Here is a 19,685-nt window from a genome sequence, read left to right as displayed (position 1 = left end):
GGTTATGAGAGAAAAAAGAATTTCTAAAGAGATAGATTTCAAAGAAATGGCCCAGGCTTTTCTGGAAGGAGCGGGAGGACGTGAAAATATTATCAGCTGCTATAATTGTATTACCCGACTCCGTCTGAAGGTGAAAGAACACACTGCTGTAGATGAAGAAAAAATAAAAGATTCAGGAGCGGCAGCAGTGTTCTGGCCAGAGGCTGATCTGCTCCATATTGTCCTTGGTCCTCAGGTTTTTGATGTGGCCAGAGAGATGAAAAAGCTTATGGAAAAATAAAAAGCTGTGTTTTAAACAGTAAATAAAAAGGAATATTCTCCTGTCTGATGCTAAGATGCACAAGACGGAGAATATTCCTTTTTTCATAAGTAATATGTCAGAGAAAACGGTTTATTTCCAGTATACAAAATCTGGAAGTCCGTCAGTACCCAGGGGTACTTCTACAGTTCCCTGGATAAGAGGAAGGGCATAGGTAATGAAATCCTGAGTGATGTCAGAACCATCTTCAGAAATCCATTCCAGAGGAACGGTTTTTTCCTTGTTGCAGATTAAATTTACGTCTTCAAGGCTGAGGCGCATACGGTAAGGAACATTGCTGTCTCTTACATAAGAAACCATTTTCCCAGTTTCTCCCTTCAGTGCACAGCGGACGCCGAACTGTCCTGCGGCCACTGCCTCCTGCTGATCAGCAGCGGACATCATAGCAGATGAGCAGCGCTGGCTTACATTCAGTTCTACAGAACGGGCCTTTACTCCCAGACGGCTGCGAACCAGATTTTCCAGATATTTTCCACAGCCTGCAAGCATTTTGTGACCGAAAGAATCAGTGCCCACAGAGTTGTCATATTCGCAGATAAAGGTGCCTTTTTCGTCATGGATCCCTTCGGAAACGCAAACAATCACATTTGGATTTTTCTCAAAACACTCCTGAACTTTTGATAGGAATGCCTCCTGGTCGAAAGCAGTTTCAGGAAGATAGATAAGAAGCGGATTATCTCCTGTATATTTCCTTGCAAGAGCACCTGCAGCAGTGAGCCAGCCGGCATGACGTCCCATGATCTCTACGATAGTTACAGATTTTGTCTCATATACATTGGCATCGGTGACGATTTCTCTTACTGTGGAGGCCACATATCTGGCAGCACTTCCAAAACCTGGAGTATGGTCTGTAAGGACCAGATCATTATCAATTGTTTTGGGCTCGCCGATTACCCGGATCGGGCTGTTTATCTTCTCTGCATAACGGGAAAGCTTGCTTACCGTATCCATAGAATCGTTGCCTCCGATATAGAAGAAATATCCGATATCCAGTTCCTCAAATTTCTGGAAAAGATGTGGATATACCGGGTCGTTCAGATCTTCCGGAAGCTTATAACGGCAGGAGCCAAGATATGCTCCAGGAGTGGTTTTTAACTTCTCCAGATCATTTCCTTTGAAAACTTCCTGAAAATCCAGAACCCTTCCTGCCAGGAACCCTTCGATTCCGTTTACCATTCCATATACATGTCCTATAGAGTCCTGGAGAAGGCCTTCAGATACTACACCATAAAGGCTGCTGTTGATTACCGCAGTGGGGCCGCCGGACTGACCTACGATTAAATTTTTTCTGTTCAATGTTTCAATTTGTATGGGCAGAAATCTGACCATACCCTCCTTTCCTGGATTCTTTCCCATAAAAGGGACTGTCGTATTTGACTGTTTTTCTGGGACTTATTATAGCATGGTTCTGGTGAAATTGCATTAAGAAATACTTGCCTGAAAGGGAAAATGTGATATAATAATTGTAGGTTTTCTAAGGGCTGACTTATTCAGTCCTGTGAAAGAGGGAACTTTAGAAAAATCATATGGAGGTCTTTAATTATGTTAGTATCAGCAGCAGAAATGTTAAAGAAAGCGAAAGCAGGACATTATGCAGTAGGTCAGTTCAATATCAATAACCTGGAGTGGACAAAGGCGGCTCTTCTTACAGCTGAAGAATGCAAGTCTCCTATTATCCTGGGCGTTTCTGAAGGCGCTGGAAAATATATGTGCGGTTTCAAAACTGTAGCAGATATGGTAAAAGCTATGATCGAAGAACTGAACATCACTGTACCGGTAGCTCTTCACTTAGACCACGGTACATATGACGGATGCTACAAATGTATCAAAGCAGGATTTTCATCCATCATGTTCGATGGTTCTCACTATCCAATCGAGGAAAATGTTGAGAAAACAAAAGAGCTGGCAGGTGTCTGCAAAGGCCTTGGACTTTCTCTGGAAGCTGAAGTCGGTTCTATCGGCGGAGAGGAAGACGGCGTTGTAGGTATGGGCGAGTGTGCAGATCCTGAAGAATGCAAGATGATTGCTGATCTGGGTGTAGATATGCTGGCAGCAGGTATCGGCAACATCCATGGAAAATATCCGGAAAACTGGGCAGGCCTTCGCTTTGACGTGCTGGATAATATCCAGAAACTGACAGGTGAGATGCCTCTGGTACTTCACGGCGGTACAGGAATTCCGGCAGATATGATCCGTAAAGCTATTGACTTAGGCGTATCTAAGATCAATGTAAATACAGAATGCCAGTTATCTTTTGCAGCAGCTACAAGAAAATACATCGAAGAAGGTAAAGATAACCAGGGTAAAGGATATGACCCACGTAAATTATTAAAACCGGGCTTTGACGCAATCTGCGAGACAATCAAAGAGAAAATGGAACTCTTCGGTTCTGTGGGAAAAGCATTTGAATAAGAAAAACAGAAAATAAATATAATGGGAAGGGAGTTGCCGTTTTTGATATGGCAGCTCCCTTTCTATTACGTAGAAGCACTTTTGACTTATTTAGAAGAAAAGAGGGCGGCAATACTTACACATTATATGAAGTACCACCGTCCTTATGACTATAACAATTTTATACCATACCGATTCTATAAGGTATCATTTCTCTTGACATAACCTGGTCTGTCAGGGGAAGAGATAATCTCCTTTACATGAATCAGCTTAGCATGCTTATCTACTACCTGATTCTCTACATAAACATCTTTTCCGATTACAGAATCAGGAAGGATTACGCTGTTCTTAACTACAGCACCTTCTTTGATCACACAGCCTCTTCCGATTACGGAATTTTCTACAGTACCTTCAATGAGGCAGCCGTTGGAAACAACAGAGTTTTTCACGCTGGCGCTTTCAAAATACTGAGTCGGACAGGAATCGTTAGTCCTGGTGTAAATGGGCCATTCATCACTGAAAAGACTCTGGCAGGCTTTCATATCTATGAGAGAGATATTAGCATCATAATAGCTCTTAAAGTCAGAAATTGAAGCAAAATATCCACGATGAGCTACTCCACGGATATCTAATTCGCTGCAGGAATCATTTACAATATCAGACAGCGTATACATAGAAGAAAGTTTATGAGCTTTTTCTACCAGCTCAATAAACAGTTCTTTTTTTATTACATAGGTTTCCATGAAGATGTTACGATTCTTCGCATTTCCGTGATTAGGCTCCATAGAAAGAACGCCTTTCTGCTTGTTCAGGTTCAGGATATTGCAGTTCAGGAAAGATTCCTTTGCATTGTCCACAGAATGATATAAAAGAGTAATGTCTGCACCGGATTCAATATGTGATTCCAGAAGCTGGCTGTAATCCATAGCATAGATCATATAACTGGGAGCAATCACTACATAAGGTTCACTGGCCTGTTCAATAAACTCCATATTTTCGATAAAGGCAGCAATGTCATTGTTGTAGATATCATTGTCCATACCGTTTTCAGAGTAGAGAAGATGAAGTTTTCCTCTCTTAGAGTTGATATTATAATGACGTCCGGTTCCCAGATGCTCGGTCAAAGAACGAGGTTTTCTGCGGATATATACCTGAATACGGTCAATGCCGCTGTCGCTCATATTGGAAATCGGGAAGTCGATTACCCGGTAGCGTCCCAGGAAAGAAAATGCTCCTACAGGACGGTAGGTCTGCATGCCCTCTATATGTACATTCCTTCCGGCAAAATTTACGATTCCTAATGCCTTACTCATATTATTCCTCCCCCTTTACACGTTTTGCAATGAGTTCGATATGCTCGCTGTCAGCACTGCCTACCTTGGCATTTTTGCCGATATGTACGCCGTCTGCCACAATAACTCTCTGCACCACAGCGCCTTCTTCTACCACAGCGCCTGGCATGATCACACTGTCAATAACCTTAGCGCCAGTTCCAATCTTGGTATCTGTAAATAATACAGAGTTTTCTACAGTACCATCGATAATACAGCCCTGGGTGATAAATGCGCGTTTAATTTCTGCATTGGGACCGATATAATGGGGAAGACTATCAGAATCTTCGGTGTAGATCTTCCAGGAAGAATCGCTTAAATCCAGAGGATTGTTTTTGTCCAGCAAGTCCATATTGGCCTCCCAAAGAGAATCAATGGTTCCTACGTCTTTCCAATATCCTTTGAATTTGTAAGCGTAAAGTGTCTTGCCTTCATTGAGCATAACAGGAATGATATCTTTACCGAAATCATGGTGAGAATCCGGATTCTTCATATCTGCAGTTAAAAGTTTTCTCAGAGGTTTCCAAGTAAAGATATAGATACCCATGGAAGCCAGGTTGCTCTTTGGATGTTCAGGTTTTTCCTCGAATTCTACAATCTTTCCTGTCTCATCTGTATTCATGATACCGAAGCGGCTGGCTTCTTTCATTGGAACTTCAATTACAGCGATGGTAGCGTCTGCATTCTGCTCTTTATGTGCAGCAAGCATTTTTGCGTAGTTCATTTTATAAATGTGATCTCCGGAAAGGATTAAGACATATTCCGGATCAAAGCTGTCGATAAAGTCGATATTCTGAGAAATAGCATCTGCGGTTCCTCTGTATACGTCTAAATCTACATCTGCCTTTTCACGGGGAGCAAGTACGTAAACTCCGCTGTTTTTGGCATCCAGTCCCCAGCGTCCGCCGGCAGCTACATAGCTGTTTAACTGAATGGACTCGTACTGTGTCAGTACGCCTACATTGTCGATTCCACTGTTGGCGCAGTTACTCAGTGGAAAATCAATGATACGGTATTTTCCGCCGTAGGATACGGCAGGCTTTGCAACTTTTTTTGTCAGCTCATGCAGACGTGTGCCACGACCACCGGCCAGTATCATTGCCAACATATTGTTTTGTTTCATAATGAACCCTCTCTTTCTTAAGATAACAATAGACACAGCAGGGTAAGCTGCTCTTTATTGTTTCACTGTCATATATTATACAATTAATCACTGTTTTTTTCCACAATTTTGAGCAAAAAAACACAAAAATTATGAAAAAAACTTTAAATCATTATAGGTATAATGGCTAAAAACCTGTGAACACATTTTTTACCGGGAACTTGCATAAATTTTACAAAAAAACAGGTAAAAAATCCATGGAAGAGTTCATTCACGGGCTTCAGCATCTGGTGTGGGGACCAGGGATGCTGGTGTTCTTTTTGGGAACGGGAATTCGTTTTACTCTTCGCTCGCGATTCTTTCAGATAAGAAAAATACATATCTGGATGAGAATGACTATTGGCGCTTTACTAAATAGAAAAGATGTGAGAAGAACAGACAAAGAACATTCCATTTCCCAGTTCCAGTCTTTCTGTACAGCACTGGCAGCTACTCTTGGAACGGGAAATATTACAGGAGTGGCTACTGCATTGATTTTCGGGGGACCAGGGGCGATTTTCTGGATGTGGGTCTCAGCATTTTTCGGAATGATGACCAACTATGCGGAAAACTATCTGGGAATCCGGTATCGATATAAAGACCAGAAGGGACAATGGATAGGCGGTGCCATGGTCTATATGGAGAGAGGATTAAACTCCAGGCTTTTGGCAGTACTCTTTGCAGTATGCTGTCTTGTGGCCTCTTTGGGGATGGGAAATATGGTTCAGGGGAATTCCATGGCAAAGGGCTTAGAGACTGCTTTTGGCATTCCCCCTTTTTTGACCGGCACCCTTTGTATGATCTTGCTGGCCCTGGTGGTCACTGGCGGGGTAAAACGGGTGGCAGCTCTTACAGAAAAGCTGGTTCCCCTTATGGCAGGAATTTATTTTCTGGGAGCGCTGGCAGTGCTGGCCGTAAATTGGAGAGCAGTTCCCCAGGCAGTGGAAATGATATTCACCCAGGCTTTTCAGATGAAAGCAGGACTGGGCGGAGCAGCAGGATACACTGTGAAACAGGCTGTCCGAATGGGAGTAGCCAGAGGGATTTTCTCTAATGAGGCAGGCCTGGGGTCTTCGGTAATGGCCCATGTTCAGTCTGACGTAAAGGAACCGGAGATACAGGGAATGTGGGGAATGCTGGAGGTATTTATCGATACAATGGTTGGCTGTACAGTTACTGCTTTGGTAATCCTTACAAGCGGCGTATACCAGCCGGAACTATATCTGGAACAGATGGGCCGGGGAATAGAAACAGTGGATGGCACCACGCTGACTGGTCAGGCTTTTGCTTCGGTAATCCCATGGGGAGAGCAGTTTCTGGCAGCGGCTACGGCATTATTTGCTTTTGCCACTATTGCAGGCTGGTCCTATTTCGGAGAGCAGACTGCGGCATATCTGGGAAAAGAAAAAGGCGCTTCTGTCTATCGATATGTCTATATCCTCATTACACTTCCCGGCTGTATTTTGGCGCCAAGCCTGATCTGGGAGCTGTCAGATGCCTTTAATGGTATGATGGCCCTGCCTAACCTGGTGGCTTTGTTTTTCCTGGGAAAACAGGTGAAGTTTTGGAAGGAAGAATAAAAAGATTGCACAGAAATTTCCCACAGTATATAATCAAAGTATGCAAAATCAGACAATACCCTCAGTGTACAAGGGGCCGTTTGGTCCCTTGTACACTGAGGGTAAGTTAAAAGGAGAGAACTTATGGGAATTTTAGAAAAAATGAGACTGGACGGGAAAGTATCTTTTGTTACAGGGGGAGCAAGGGGCATTGGAAAGGCTATTGCCCAGGCTTTGGCAGAGGCGGGAAGTGACCTGGCTCTGGTAGATATTGATATGGAAGAGGCGGCAAAAACTGCCGGTGAGATTGAAAAAAATACAGGGATGAAGGCCATTGCTATCCAGGCAGATGTGACAAAGCCGGAAGAAGTAGATGCAATGATAAGAAGAATTATGGAAGAATTCGGGCATCTGGATGCGGCCTTCTGCAATGCAGGAATCTGTATGAACATTCCGGCGGAGGAGATGACTTATGAACAGTGGAAAAAGGTTCTAGATATTAATCTTACCGGAGTCTTTCTCACTTCCCAGGCAGCGGCCAAAGTTATGCTGAAACAGGGAAAGGGCTCTATTATTAATACGGCCTCTATGTCTGCTCATATCGTGAATGTGCCCCAGCCCCAGTGCTCTTATAATGCATCTAAGGCAGGAGTTATCCAGCTTACAAAATCAATGGCTGTGGAGTTTGCGAAAAGAGGCGTCCGAGTAAACAGCATCAGTCCGGGATATATGGCTACAGAGCTGACTTTGAATTCGGAAAGCCTGAAACCTCTCATAGAGAAATGGAATCATATGGCGCCTATGGGACGTATGGGAAAACCGGAAGAGCTCCAGTCAATAGCTGTATATCTGGCGGGAGATACCAGTTCCTTTACTACAGGAGCGGATTTTGTTATAGATGGGGCATTTACCTGCTTCTAAAATTCAAAATATATAAGCAGATATGGACTGGATGGGGCTGTCGCATTAGTCATATGTCAGGAATATTTATACATTTTATGCGAATTTGTCGAGCATAGCTTTGAGACCATAGGCTCAAAGCGGCACAGACTGAGCAATAAAATGTATAAATATTCTCGATTTTGATTAATGCGACAGCTCCATTTTACGTACAGATGTTCATTTGTGGTTTTTAGTATTTACACTGAGGCTGCCAGATTATATAATGAAACAGATAAATATCAGGATATAATATGTACAAAGGCCTTTGAAAAAGAGGCAGAGCCAGAGAAGTGAAAAGAAGGACGGAAATATGAACTATCGATTTGACATACAGTACGACGGGACCAGATATGGAGGCTGGCAGAGACAGAAAACCACAGAAAACACTATTCAGAGGAAAATCGAGGAGGTTCTTTCCAGGATGACAGGAAATCCTGTGCAGATACAGGGAGCAGGAAGGACTGATGCAGGGGTACATGCCCTGGGCCAGGTAGCCAATGGACATTTGGATACACCCATGAGCTGTGAGGAAATCTGTGAATATATGAATCATTATCTTCCGGAGGACATTGAAATCCTCCAGGTGTGCCAGGTTTCCGACAGGTTTCACAGCCGTCTTAATGCTAAAGAAAAATTGTATCGTTACCGTATAGGAACAGGCAGCCATAAAAATGTATTTGAAAGAAAATATCTCTGTCCCCTTCATGAAACTTACAATGTAAAAGCCATGGAACAGGCTGCCGTGTATCTTACAGGTACCCATGATTTTAAAAGTTTCTGCTCTAATAAAAAGATGAAAAAGTCCACAGTCAGGACTCTTTATGAAATCCGGCTTACCCAGCTTCCAAATGAGCTGCAGATTGATTACCGGGGAGAGGGATTTCTCTATAATATGGTGCGGATCCTGACCGGAACCCTCATCGAAGTAGGAAGAGGAGACCGGAAACCAGAGGAGATTCCGGGTATATTGGAGGGAAGAGACCGAGGACTGGCAGGCTTTACGGCACCGGCCAGAGGACTGACACTGGTAGAAGTCAGATATTAAAGAAAATGGGTTTAGAGCCATAAATTCGGCAGACAGAAAGGCGGTTAAAAATGGAAGAAACCATGCAGGAACAAATGGAGAGGGAAATCCGGGAGAGTATGGACAAACTGTACCCTAAAGACCCGGATCATTTATACAGCAAAATGCAGATTGAGTTTTACAGCTGCAGTTATGAAAAGAAGAGTGTGACACTCCGTTTTCCTATCCAGAGATGGGAATTGAACCATATGAGTACGGTCCACGGAGGAATTATTGCCGCTGCCATGGATACCACCTGTGGAACTGCAGTCCGCAGTGTCACAGGCAAAACTATGATCCCTACCATAAATCTGAACATTAATTATATTTCCCCGGGAATGGATGGAGATGCCATGCTGGTAACGGCCCGGGCAGACCGGGCGGGCAGACGGATCTGTAATATCAGCGCTCAGTGTAAGTCAGAAAAAACGGGAAAGCTGATTGCTACGGCTGCGGCAAATTTTATGATCGCAGAATAAAAAATGGGGCAAAGCCTTTGAAAAATGGAAAATTTATGATACTATATCAGATGTTGACGGATCCCGGCAGTCTGTAAGAAGGCCGGCAGCATTTGAAAGAATTGAAAGAGAAGTCCGCAAGGATAAATACCATAGATGGAGGAGAATAAATTGGAAAAAGAGACAGTAAAGGAAACCGTTTCCAAAAACTTTATTGAACAGATCATAGAGAAAGATCTGGCTGAGGGAAAATATGAGGAGATCTGTACCAGATTCCCTCCGGAGCCTAACGGCTACCTGCATATCGGTCACGCAAAATCTATATTATTAAATTACGGACTGGCAAAGAAATATAACGGAAAGTTTAACCTTCGTTTTGACGACACCAACCCTACCAAAGAGAAGACAGAGTTTGTGGATTCCATCAAAGCAGATGTGAAATGGCTGGGAGCTGACTGGGAAGACAGGCTTTATTTTGCTTCTGATTATTTTGACCAGATGTATGAGGCTGCTATAAAACTGATAAAAAAAGGCAAAGCTTTTGTCTGTGATCTCAGCCCTGAGGAAATCCGGGAATACAGAGGTACCCTCACAGAGCCAGGAAAGGAAAGTCCTTACCGGAACAGAAGCGTTGAGGAAAATCTGGATTTGTTTGAGAAAATGAAAAATGGGGAGTTTCCTGACGGCAGCCACGTGCTCAGAGCAAAAATTGACATGGCCTCTCCCAACATTAATATGAGAGACCCGATCATTTATCGGGTAGCCCATATGACTCACCATAATACCGGGGACAAATGGTGTATCTATCCTATGTATGATTTTGCCCATCCTATAGAAGATGCTATTGAGGGAGTGACCCATTCTATCTGTACCCTGGAATTTGAGGATCACAGACCTCTTTATGACTGGGTGGTAAGAGAACTGGAATATCCCCATCCTCCGAAACAGATTGAATTTGCAAAACTGTATCTCACCAATGTGGTAACAGGAAAGAGATATATTAAGAAGCTGGTAGAAGACGGAACAGTAGACGGATGGGACGACCCCAGACTGGTGTCTATTGCTGCTCTCAGAAGAAGGGGATTTACTCCGGAATCTATCCAGAAATTTGTAGAGCTCTGCGGTGTTTCCAAGGCAAACAGCTCTGTAGATTACGCTATGCTGGAGTATTGTATCCGGGAGGACCTGAAGATGAAAGCCCCACGTATGATGGCAGTACTGGATCCAGTGAAACTGGTCATTGATAACTATCCGGAAGGAGAAATTGAGTATCTGGAGGTTCCCAATAACATGGAAAATCCGGAGCTGGGTGTAAGACAGGTGCCTTTTGGAAGGGAACTTTACATTGAGAGAGAAGACTTCATGGAAGAGCCGGTAAAGAAATACAGACGTCTCTATCCGGGAAATGAAGTAAGACTGATGAATGCCTACTTTGTTACCTGTACAAGCTGTGAAAAGGATGAAGAAGGGAATATCACAGTGATCCACTGTACGTATGATCCTGCATCCAAAGGGGGAAATTCTCCTGACGGAAGAAAGGTAAAAGGTACTATTCACTGGGTATGCGCATCTACAGCAGTAAAGGCACAGTGCCGTCTCTATGAGAATATCGTAGATGAAGAAAAAGGTGTATACAATAAAGAGGACGGAAGCCTGAATGTAAATCCAAATTCTCTTACTGTAGTGGAAGAAGCCTATGTGGAGCCGGAACTGGGAAAGGCAGGAGCTTATGACCGCTATCAGTTTGTGCGGAACGGATTTTTCTGCGGAGACTGCCATGATACCAAACCGGGAGCACCGGTGTTTAACCGTATTGTATCCCTGAAGAGCTCTTTTAAGCTTCCTGAGAAATAAGAAGATGAATGATTTGCTGATTCCTCTGAAAGAGGACAGCCGGTTTCCTATGTACCGGCAGATTTATGATCATATAAAAAATGAAATACAAAAGGGAAAGATGAAGGCAGGAGAAAAACTGCCTTCTTCCCGCATTTTGGCGAAAAATCTCTGCATTAGCAGAAGCACTGTGGATATGGCTTATGACCAGCTGCTGGCAGAGGGATATATAGAATCTGTTCCCTGTAAAGGCTACTATGTGTGCCAGATGGAAGGCATTTATTTCGACAGAAAGAAAAAGGAATTTCCAGAAGTAAATTCTGGACAAAAGCCATCCGATACTGTTTACAGGTGGGACTTTGCGCTGAATGGTATTGCACCGGGAGGATTTCCCCATAATATCTGGCGGAAACTGTCCAGGGAGGTCCTTTCACAGGAAGGAGACAGTCTTTTTCAGCTGGGAGACCCTTGTGGAGAACCTGGGATCCGACAGGCGGTGGCAGAATATCTTCATAGTGCCAGAGGTGTAGACTGCGACCCAGGTCAGATTATTATAGGGGCAGGAAATGATTATCTTCTTATGCTCCTCTGGGTGATACTGGGGAAAAATCGGAAGATCGCCATGGAAAATCCAACTTATCTGAGCGCCTACTACGATTTCCTCCATATGGGCAGCCACATTTTGCCGGTAGGACAGGATGAACAGGGAATCCTTATAGAGGAGCTGGAAAAAACAGAGGCGGATACGGTTTATGTAATGCCCTCCCATCAATTTCCCATGGGAATGGTCATGCCCCTGAAGCGGAGGACGGAGCTCCTGAAATGGGCCGGAGCCAGGGAGGGAAGATATATTATCGAGGACGATTATGACAGTGAATTCCGCTATAAAGGCCAGCCCATCCCGGCTCTTTTCGGATTTGACCAGAAAGGCTGTGTGATCTATCTGGGGACCTTTTCCAAATCTCTGGCGCCCTCTGTCAGAGTCAGTTATATGGTCCTTCCCCGGGAGCTGATGAACACGTATCTGTCTTTGGAACATCTTTTTTCCGTAACTGTATCCAGAACAGACCAGAAGATTTTGGAATTGTTTCTCAGAGAAGGATACTATGAGAGACATTTAAATCGTATGCGGGCTGTTTATAAAAATAAACATGATCTTATGGTAAAATGCCTGAAAGACATGTCCCATATATGCACTTTTTCCGGAGAAAATGCAGGAGTTCATCTGCTGGTGGAATTCTGTAACGGGCTGACAGAACAAGAAGCTGTTTTCCGGGCAAAAGAATCTGGAATTAAGGTTTATGGAGTGTCTGAATATCGGATACAAAAGACGTCAAAAGAGGAAAATATGGTTCTATTGGGCTATGCTACTTTGAGAGAAGAAGATATTGAAAAGGCCATGAAAAGCCTAAAAAAGATATGGGAAAACTAAAACAGAAAAGAAGCTGCGCATTTTGTATGTAAGGAATATTTACACATAAAATGCGGCAGCTTCTTTTTAAAATCTTGCAGTAACGATGATATCACCCTCCCGGAGTACATCTTTCCCTTCAGGAATAATAGAAGTTCCGTCTCTTAAAATAAGAACAATAAGACAGCCTGCAGGAATAGAAATTTTCCTCAGAGGCTTGTTCAGCCATGGATGATTTGGACGGATGACATTTTCATAGAGAGACAGGTTTTTTCTGTCTTCAAACTCAGGGGCAGCCACCACCAGAAGATCCCCCGGCAGGATTTCTGTATTTCCGTTTGGAACAATGCTCTCTGTACCACGAACAATCATGACGATCAGCAGTCCGGAAGGAAAAGAGGCATCTTTTACCAGACAGTGAGACAGACGGTCACCTTCTTTTACGGAAATCTTTATGAAACTTACGTCTGTGGATTCCTGATAGTCATTAAAAGTCCGTTCCACATTTCCGTGGAGATCGATCATCTGCAGTTTTTCGGATACCCAGGGAAGAAGGGTTCCCTGTATAGCAATAGACATCAGGACAATACAGAAGACCAGGTTAAAAATATTGTATTTCATTGGTACATCATTAAGCACTACCAGAATGGAAAACACAATGGAAGCAACACCTCGAAGTCCGGACCAGGCGGTGACGCCAATCTGCCGAAAAGATGACCGGAAAGGCGCCAGGATGAGAAGGACGCTTAAGGGCCTTCCCATCAGAGTAAGGAAAACCATAATGAGAATGGCGGGGATCAGTACCGGTCCTAACTGAGCAGGTGTGACCAGAAGTCCCAGAAGGAAAAATATGATCATCTGAGAAATCCCTGTGATGGTGTCGAAAAAGTGGACCAGATATTTTTTATCAGGTATGTAATAATTTCCCATTAAAATACCGCTTAAATATACACTGAGATAGCCATTTCCTCCCAGAAGAGAAGGAAGAGCGTAAGCAGTAAGCGCTACGGCAAACACAAAGATTGTCCGGCCTTGTTCCATCTCAAAATTAAAGTGGCGAAGCAGCAGGATACCAATCCAGCCGATGAGAAATCCCCCTGCCAGACCGAAAAAGATCTGCTGAAACAGCATAAGAGGAACTGAGATTTTTTCACCTGTTATAACAGAGATCAGAACCAGAGTCAGCATATAGGAAATCGGGTCGTTGGAGCCGGATTCTACCTCTAAAAGAGAAGCTGTATTGTCTTTTAGAGCCAGGCTTTGGGAACGGAGTATGTTAAAGACTGAGGCCGCATCTGTGGAAGCGATCACGCTTCCGATAAGGATACTTTCCGTCCAGGATAGACGGAGAACGAAATGTATAAAAGCTCCGGTAAAGCCGGCGGTAAGAATAACCCCCAGGGTAGATAAACAGAGAGATTTTCCCAGAACAGGCCTGGCGGAAGCAATATTGGTGCCAAAGCCTCCATAGAACATAATGAATATCAAACAGATAGTACAGATACTCTCGGACACAGAATAGTCATCAAACTGTATTCCAATGGGACCGTTTGCTCCGAAAAACATGCCTAATCCTATAAAAATCAGAAGGGAAGGAACAGGAAGATTTTCAGCAAAACGTCCTAAAAGGATACAGATCATAATTACAATTCCAACTAACAGTAATACTTCATTCAAAAGCATTCCTCCTTTACAAAAAAAGGGAGATTTATGGTGAAACAGCAGGAAAATAATCGAAGTCTTATCTGCGTGTTTTACCACAAAACTCCCAAAAACTACGGATTAAAAGTTACTCCTTCAAGAGAGGCCGCCCCTTTGCGGCCAATAAAGTATGATATTTGCACAAATGCATCAACAGTTTATGACTCTTTTGAATCATCAACTGCTTCTTTAATATTTTCTGCGGTTTCTTCTACCTTTTCCGCTGCCTTTTCTACAGTCTCAGCTGCATCAGATACGGCTTCCTTTCCAGCCTCTTTTACTTCTTCAGCGACTTCAGATGCTGCTGAGGAAAAAGACTCTTCTTCTTCAAAGATGTCATCGTCAACGAAATCATCGGTGTGCTCTTTTACCTTACTTACCGCATTATCCACAGATTTTTCTACAACGTCTTTCAGCCGGGAGGCAACATTGACCGCTGAGGCGGCAGTTTCCTTAATATTATCCTGAAAATCTGCAAATTCCTCCTGGAGATCAGGATCTTCGCTTTTCTTTTTTACGAAGTAATAAACTGCTGCGCCTGCAGCGGCTCCAAGAGCCCCTGCACCTAAAAGTTTTTTGCCAAAATTTCCCATATTCTCTAAATCCTTTCTTTACAATTCAGACATTTGTAATGCAACTACCCGTCTAATAATATTTTCTCTATTATAATCCAACTTATAAGAAGAATGGAAGGGGTTTTCATTAATTTTCTATAAAGTTTTTAATGATTTCACGGATTCCGCCGTGATTATTATCGGATTTTGTGATGTAATCAGCCACTTTTTTGACTTCTGCTGTGCCATTTGCCATGGCAATACCTGTATGAGCTGCTTTCAGCATGGCTATGTCATTTTCTGCATCACCTGCCGCATAAGTGTTTTCTATGGGGACATTCAGAAGCTGGCAGAGTATATGGATGGCATTGCCTTTGGACACTCCTAAAGGTACATGTTCCAGATAATAATCACTGGAGAAAAACAGTGAAATTTTATCTTTTGACCAATCCTCCAGAGAACGGCGGTATGCCTGATGATGCTCTCGGCCATGAAGGCAGGAAGTAAGGATTTTGAAAGGTTCTTTCGTCATTTCTCCTGGAGGGTCCGGGAGGATGCGGACAGGCATACTGGTATGGGCAGCATATTCTCGCAGCTCCTCACTGTCTGTTGCTGCCAGTACATATCCATCCTCATAAGTCTGACAATGAATATGGAATTTTTTCGCCTGCTGAAAAATATACTGAACATAAGGAAGAGGGATTGTTTTCTTATAGAGTATTTTCTGAGAGGTACAATCGTAGATCAGGCCTCCGTTGTAGGTTATGGCATAGGACTGCTTTTGAACGGATGCCAGCTCTTCTATATAAGGCAGGGCGGAAGAAAGGGAGCGTCCGGTAGAGATTACAGTTATGTTCCCCTGGCGTGAGGCATAATCGATGGCCTCCAGATTTTCAGAAGATATTTTCTTGTCCCGGTTCAGGAGAGTACCGTCTAAATCGGTGAATAAAATTTTCATTGGGAGCCTCCTTATATCTGTACAATGGTTTTAGTTTAGCATATGAAAAATTTTCCGTCAAATTTTAAAAACCTGTTGACAGGAAGAGAAAAAGCAAGTAATATGATAGTTAGTTAAAACTAATCAAATAAAATTAATTTAAGGAATATGAAACGGATAGAGGATCCGTTTTCTTTTTCCATAGGGAGTTAGAAAAAGCTAACCAGAAAGGAGCGATTCCATATGAGTATTGTAATTATAGGCGGCAATGAGAGAATGGTAACAAGATATGAAAACCTCTGTCAGGACTATGGATGTAAGGCAAAGGTTTTTGTAAAGGAGCATGGCTCCATCAAGAAAAAGATGGGCTGTCCGGATCTGCTTCTTTTATTTACAAACACAGTTTCTCATAAAATGGTTATGAATGCTTCTCAGGAGGCAAAGAGAAATAATATACCGATTGTCAGGATCCACAGAAGCAGCACATCAGCTCTTCAGTCGGTTCTGGAAGATATTAAAGGAGGGCAGGTAAATGCTGGATAAGTTTCTGATAAGGCACAGCGCCCCTACACTAGCAGGACTGAAGACTGCAAATCTTTTCTGGTATCCCTGGGAAAAAGAAGAGGAGTTCCGTGAAGTCCTTTCTCAGTGGAGAAAAATTTTTCAGGAAAAAGGCCTGGATCTTCATGTGATGAAAGTAAACGGACACAGAGCCCTCCTGTATGTTTTTCGAGTTGGAAAGCTGGATGAGGAGCTGAAAAGGGAAAAGACCAGAGCAATTTTAAAGACTCAGGGATATTGCTATGAGACTGCAGAGGAAGCTATTGAAATCCTGAAAGACAGAATGGGAGACGAGGGAGAGTTCCCCCATGAGGTAGGCCTTTTCCTGGGATACCCTGAAGATGACGTCTGGGGATTTATGGTGAATCAGGGAAAGAACTGTAAGTGCTGTGGATGCTGGAAAGTGTATTGTGATGAATGTTCTGCCATGAAGACCTTCTGCAAATTTAAAAAATGCGAAGAAGTTTATCAGAGACTGTTTCTGGCAGGAAAGCCTGTGAGGCAGCTGATCGTGGCTGCTTAGCATACAAAATAATTTTAAAGAGAGGTATATACTATGAAAACAGCAGTTGTATACTGGAGTGGAACAGGAAATACAGAGGCTATGGCTCAGGAAGTAGAACAGGGAATGAAAGATGCAGGAGCAGAAGCAGAGGTGTTTGAAGCAGCGGCTTTCTCCGGTGATAAGATGGCAGAATATGACGCCATTGCTTTTGGCTGCCCTTCTATGGGTGACGAAGAACTGGAAGATACAGAATTTGCACCAATGTTCGATGACTGCAAAAACGGCTTGTCAGGAAAGAAAATCGGCCTTTTCGGCTCATATGGCTGGGGAGACGGTGAATGGATGCGGAACTGGGAAGCCTCCTGCAAAGAAGCGGGAGCAAATTTGATACAGGATGGCGTGATCTGCAACGAAGAGCCAGATGACGAGGCAAAAGAGGCCTGCAGAAATCTGGGAAAGACCCTGGCCCAGTAATATCCCAGAAGGTTAACGAACAGTTTTGATAGAAATAAAGAATCAGAGATCCTGCAGCTTGCTGTAAGGTCTCTGATTTTTTAGTTGCATACCTTTCAGAGACAGGCTATACTTAAAAGCAAAGAAACAGAGAAATACAAAAGGAGCATGACATGAGAAAAATCATACTTGCAAGCGCTTCTCCCCGGCGTCGGGAGCTATTGGAACAGATTGGCGCTGTGTTTGAAGTCTGTCCGGCAAAAGGAGAGGAGAAAATCACAAAGACAGACCCGGGAGAGGCAGTAGAAGAATTATCTTTGGGGAAATGCCGGGAGATTTTTTCTGAACAGAAAGATGATGTGACTGTGATCGGAGCAGACACGATTGTGACTCTGGATGGAAAAATTCTGGGGAAGCCCAGTTCCCAAGAGGATGCTGTCAAAATGCTTTCTATGCTTCGCGGAAGGTCTCATCAGGTATTTACCGGGGTAACGGTCATGAGCAGAGAAGGAGAAAATGTTCAGACCCTTACTTTTCATGAGTCCTCTCAGGTAAGTTTTTATCCAATGTCAGACAGGGAAATACAGGATTATGTTCACAGCGGCGAGCCTATGGACAAGGCCGGCGCCTATGGCATTCAGGGGAAAGGCGCGGTTTTTGTCCGGGAGATACAGGGCGATTATAACAATGTAGTAGGGCTGCCGGTGGCAAGGCTCTACCAGGAAATGAAAACTATGGGAATTCAGATTAGGGAGTGAGAAGACATGTATAAAGCCTGTATTTTTGATTTGGATGGAACCATTGCTGATACAGTAGAGTCTATTGCTTATGTGGGAAATCGAACCCTGGCCCATTTTCATCTGCCCCCTATTCCGGTAGAGGATTATAATTTTTACGCGGGAAACGGAGCCGATGAATTGGTGCGGAGGATGCTTGCCGCTGTACCCGGAGGCGACAAAGCAGATTATGAGCAGGTCCGCAGACTGTACAGAAAATGGTTTGCGGAAGATCCGTTTTACCATGTGAAGCCTTTTGAAGGGATTATAGAGATGTTGGAGGAGCTGAAAAAAGAAGGGATGAAGATAGCTGTTCTTTCTAATAAGCCCCATGAAGCTGCTGTGGAGGTAGTGGAAAAAATTTTCGGACAGGAGATGTTCCATAAAGTCCAGGGACAGACGGAAAAGGTGCCAAGAAAACCTTCCCCCATAGGAGCACTGACTATTGCAGAGGAATTTTCTGTAGAACCTCAGGAATGTCTGTACCTGGGAGATACGGATACAGATATGGAGACCGGACATGGCGCGGGAATGTTTACTATTGGTGTGACTTGGGGATTTAGACCCAGAAAAGAACTGGAGGAGCATAGAGCGGACCTGATTGTGGACAGGCCGGCTCAGATTTTGGAATTTTTAAAGAAATCTAGAGAAAATCAGAAATTATAACAGAAAGAGAATGGGGATAAAAACCACTGCATACATACAAAATATAAGGGAGGAAATGAGAATGAACGAATACAGCGATGAATGCATTTTAACCTTTTTGAAAAACCAGGGACAGCTTTTTTCCGAGCCGGTTGCAGAGACTATGGAAGAGGCAGAGGCCTTTCTGGAGGACTGCATGGCTGAGGTAGTGGATTCTCTGAAAGAAGTACGGGAATATTTTGAGGAAAGCGGTATGGACGTGGATGGAATGTCCGATGAAGAATTGGAGGAATCCAGCGAGGTATTTCCTTTGCCGGGAGGAGGATATCTGATCGTTGAGGGGTAGGCTGCGGAAAGCAGAAATAAGAAGTGGTCAAGATAGGTACAGACGAAATAATGATAAACCAGGAACAGGAGTGAGACCATGAAAAGTAACAGGCAGGACAGCCAGAAATTTTGGAACGGGCGTTCAAAAGTATATGATGCTCAGGTGATCCCGGAATATAAAAGCGCTTATAAAAAAACAGTGAAGCGCTCGGCACGTTTTTTAGATAAGGAAGATATCGTGTTGGAGATTGGCTGCGGTACGGGAAACGCTACGATTCCTCTTGCCGGCTATGTTAAGGAAATTACAGCCATAGATACATCAAAAGATATGATGGACAAGGCTAAAGAAAAAGCCGGGAAAGCTGGAAAAAACAATATCCATTTTGTGAAAAAGGACCTTATGGAACTAAAAGAAAAAGCGGAGAGTTATGATGCAGTGACAGCCTATAATGTACTGCTTTATATGAAGAATCAGGATGAAGTTCTCAGAAGGATTCATGATCTTCTGAAACCAGGAGGAATTTTTATCTCTGCTACGGACTGTCTGGCGAGAAACTTTTCTCCTGTGGCCGTGGAGAAATTCTGGAAAAGCAAGCTGGGCCTGATGCCCTATGTTTCTTTTGAAACGCCTATTGGCCTTATGCGGAAAATCCAGAAACATGGTTTTCTGATTCTGGAGATTGTAAACCTCCATCAGAATCCTCCGAATATCTTTATTGTAGCACAGAAAGTAGAAAAGAAATAAGAATTATTAGCACTCATGAAAAATGAGTGCTAA

The 19,685-nt window shown here is 43.4% G+C and carries 21 protein-coding genes; 15 read left to right on the top strand and 6 right to left on the bottom strand.

Annotated features, from left to right (window positions below):
- The first annotated feature begins 4 nt into the window (after positions 1 to 4).
- Positions 5 to 280 (top strand): PTS transporter subunit EIIB, encoded by a 276-nt coding sequence (locus B5G33_RS06315; protein ID WP_087273769.1) that lies wholly within the window; start codon positions 5 to 7, stop codon positions 278 to 280.
- Between the two features lie 111 nt (positions 281 to 391).
- Here B5G33_RS06315 and B5G33_RS06310 read toward each other — a convergent pair whose 3' ends face one another.
- Entirely contained in the window at positions 392 to 1,648 is a 1,257-nt protein-coding gene (locus tag B5G33_RS06310; protein WP_334293385.1) for a 6-phosphofructokinase, read from the bottom strand.
- 213 nt (positions 1,649 to 1,861) lie between these two features.
- Here B5G33_RS06310 and fba point away from each other — a divergent pair, with 213 nt between their 5' ends.
- Complete coding sequence (fba, locus tag B5G33_RS06305; RefSeq protein WP_087273772.1) at positions 1,862 to 2,731, top strand: class II fructose-1,6-bisphosphate aldolase; 870 nt, start codon at positions 1,862 to 1,864, stop codon at positions 2,729 to 2,731.
- 176 nt (positions 2,732 to 2,907) lie between these two features.
- Here the strand turns inward: fba and glgD are convergent, their stop codons facing one another.
- A complete protein-coding gene (gene glgD / locus B5G33_RS06300) occupies positions 2,908 to 4,023 on the bottom strand; it encodes a glucose-1-phosphate adenylyltransferase subunit GlgD (RefSeq protein ID WP_087273774.1) in 1,116 nt (371 codons plus the stop codon).
- 1 nt (position 4,024) lies between these two features.
- The gene (locus tag B5G33_RS06295) at positions 4,025 to 5,164 is read right to left on the bottom strand and encodes a glucose-1-phosphate adenylyltransferase (RefSeq protein WP_087273778.1); all 1,140 of its coding nucleotides are present in this window, start codon (positions 5,162 to 5,164) and stop codon (positions 4,025 to 4,027) included.
- Between the two features lie 236 nt (positions 5,165 to 5,400).
- On the opposite strand from B5G33_RS06295, the gene B5G33_RS06290 reads away from it, so the two are divergent.
- From B5G33_RS06290 to pdxR, 6 genes are all read left to right on the top strand, one after another.
- Positions 5,401 to 6,762 carry an alanine/glycine:cation symporter family protein gene (locus B5G33_RS06290; protein ID WP_087273875.1) on the top strand — a complete coding sequence of 454 codons (1,362 nt, stop codon included), beginning with the start codon at positions 5,401 to 5,403 and terminating at the stop codon, positions 6,760 to 6,762.
- 123 nt (positions 6,763 to 6,885) lie between these two features.
- Entirely contained in the window at positions 6,886 to 7,662 is a 777-nt protein-coding gene (locus B5G33_RS06285) for an SDR family oxidoreductase (RefSeq protein WP_087417069.1), read from the top strand.
- Positions 7,663 to 7,993: 331 nt separating this feature from the next.
- A complete protein-coding gene (gene truA, locus B5G33_RS06280; protein ID WP_087417144.1) occupies positions 7,994 to 8,728 on the top strand; it encodes a tRNA pseudouridine(38-40) synthase TruA in 735 nt (244 codons plus the stop codon).
- A 50-nt stretch (positions 8,729 to 8,778) separates the two neighbouring features.
- A complete protein-coding gene (locus B5G33_RS06275; protein ID WP_242974540.1) occupies positions 8,779 to 9,225 on the top strand; it encodes a PaaI family thioesterase in 447 nt (148 codons plus the stop codon).
- Between the two features lie 150 nt (positions 9,226 to 9,375).
- Positions 9,376 to 11,058, top strand: a complete 1,683-nt coding sequence (locus B5G33_RS06270; protein WP_330396648.1) for a glutamine--tRNA ligase/YqeY domain fusion protein — start codon at positions 9,376 to 9,378, stop codon at positions 11,056 to 11,058.
- A gap of 4 nt (positions 11,059 to 11,062) precedes the next feature.
- On the top strand, positions 11,063 to 12,469 hold the full coding sequence (pdxR, locus tag B5G33_RS06265) for a MocR-like pyridoxine biosynthesis transcription factor PdxR (RefSeq protein WP_087417067.1): 1,407 nt from the start codon (positions 11,063 to 11,065) through the stop codon (positions 12,467 to 12,469).
- A 66-nt stretch (positions 12,470 to 12,535) separates the two neighbouring features.
- Here pdxR and B5G33_RS06260 read toward each other — a convergent pair whose 3' ends face one another.
- From B5G33_RS06260 to B5G33_RS06250, 3 genes are all read right to left on the bottom strand, one after another.
- Entirely contained in the window at positions 12,536 to 14,125 is a 1,590-nt protein-coding gene (locus B5G33_RS06260; protein WP_087273788.1) for a potassium/proton antiporter, read from the bottom strand.
- A 182-nt stretch (positions 14,126 to 14,307) separates the two neighbouring features.
- Entirely contained in the window at positions 14,308 to 14,742 is a 435-nt protein-coding gene (locus B5G33_RS06255; protein ID WP_087273791.1) for a hypothetical protein, read from the bottom strand.
- A 109-nt stretch (positions 14,743 to 14,851) separates the two neighbouring features.
- Positions 14,852 to 15,661, bottom strand: coding sequence for a Cof-type HAD-IIB family hydrolase (locus B5G33_RS06250; RefSeq protein WP_087417066.1), 810 nt, complete (start codon positions 15,659 to 15,661; stop codon positions 14,852 to 14,854).
- A gap of 222 nt (positions 15,662 to 15,883) precedes the next feature.
- On the opposite strand from B5G33_RS06250, the gene B5G33_RS06245 reads away from it, so the two are divergent.
- The 7 genes from B5G33_RS06245 to B5G33_RS06215 all read left to right on the top strand — a co-directional run bounded on the left by B5G33_RS06245 (position 15,884) and on the right by B5G33_RS06215 (position 19,652).
- The gene (locus B5G33_RS06245) at positions 15,884 to 16,183 is read left to right on the top strand and encodes a DUF2325 domain-containing protein (RefSeq protein WP_087273796.1); all 300 of its coding nucleotides are present in this window, start codon (positions 15,884 to 15,886) and stop codon (positions 16,181 to 16,183) included.
- Positions 16,173 to 16,724: a DUF3793 family protein gene (locus B5G33_RS06240; protein ID WP_087273800.1), complete on the top strand. Its 552-nt coding sequence runs from the start codon at positions 16,173 to 16,175 to the stop codon at positions 16,722 to 16,724. Before B5G33_RS06245 ends, B5G33_RS06240 begins: the two co-directional genes overlap by 11 nt.
- A 33-nt stretch (positions 16,725 to 16,757) precedes the next feature.
- Positions 16,758 to 17,180 (top strand): flavodoxin, encoded by a 423-nt coding sequence (locus B5G33_RS06235; RefSeq protein WP_087273802.1) that lies wholly within the window; start codon positions 16,758 to 16,760, stop codon positions 17,178 to 17,180.
- A gap of 152 nt (positions 17,181 to 17,332) precedes the next feature.
- Positions 17,333 to 17,917 (top strand): Maf family protein, encoded by a 585-nt coding sequence (locus B5G33_RS06230; protein WP_087417065.1) that lies wholly within the window; start codon positions 17,333 to 17,335, stop codon positions 17,915 to 17,917.
- Positions 17,918 to 17,923: 6 nt separating this feature from the next.
- Positions 17,924 to 18,601, top strand: a complete 678-nt coding sequence (locus B5G33_RS06225; protein WP_087273806.1) for an HAD family hydrolase — start codon at positions 17,924 to 17,926, stop codon at positions 18,599 to 18,601.
- A gap of 61 nt (positions 18,602 to 18,662) precedes the next feature.
- On the top strand, positions 18,663 to 18,926 hold the full coding sequence (locus B5G33_RS06220) for a glyoxalase (protein ID WP_087273809.1): 264 nt from the start codon (positions 18,663 to 18,665) through the stop codon (positions 18,924 to 18,926).
- A 78-nt stretch (positions 18,927 to 19,004) separates the two neighbouring features.
- Complete coding sequence (locus B5G33_RS06215) at positions 19,005 to 19,652, top strand: class I SAM-dependent methyltransferase (protein WP_087417064.1); 648 nt, start codon at positions 19,005 to 19,007, stop codon at positions 19,650 to 19,652.
- Positions 19,653 to 19,685 lie beyond the last annotated feature (33 nt).

This window comes from Blautia sp. An81 (genome assembly GCF_002161285.1).
Taxonomy (GTDB): domain Bacteria; phylum Bacillota; class Clostridia; order Lachnospirales; family Lachnospiraceae; genus Blautia; species Blautia ornithocaccae.
The sequence above is the reverse complement of the archived record's forward strand: the minus strand, read 5'-3'. Positions and strand labels throughout refer to the sequence as shown.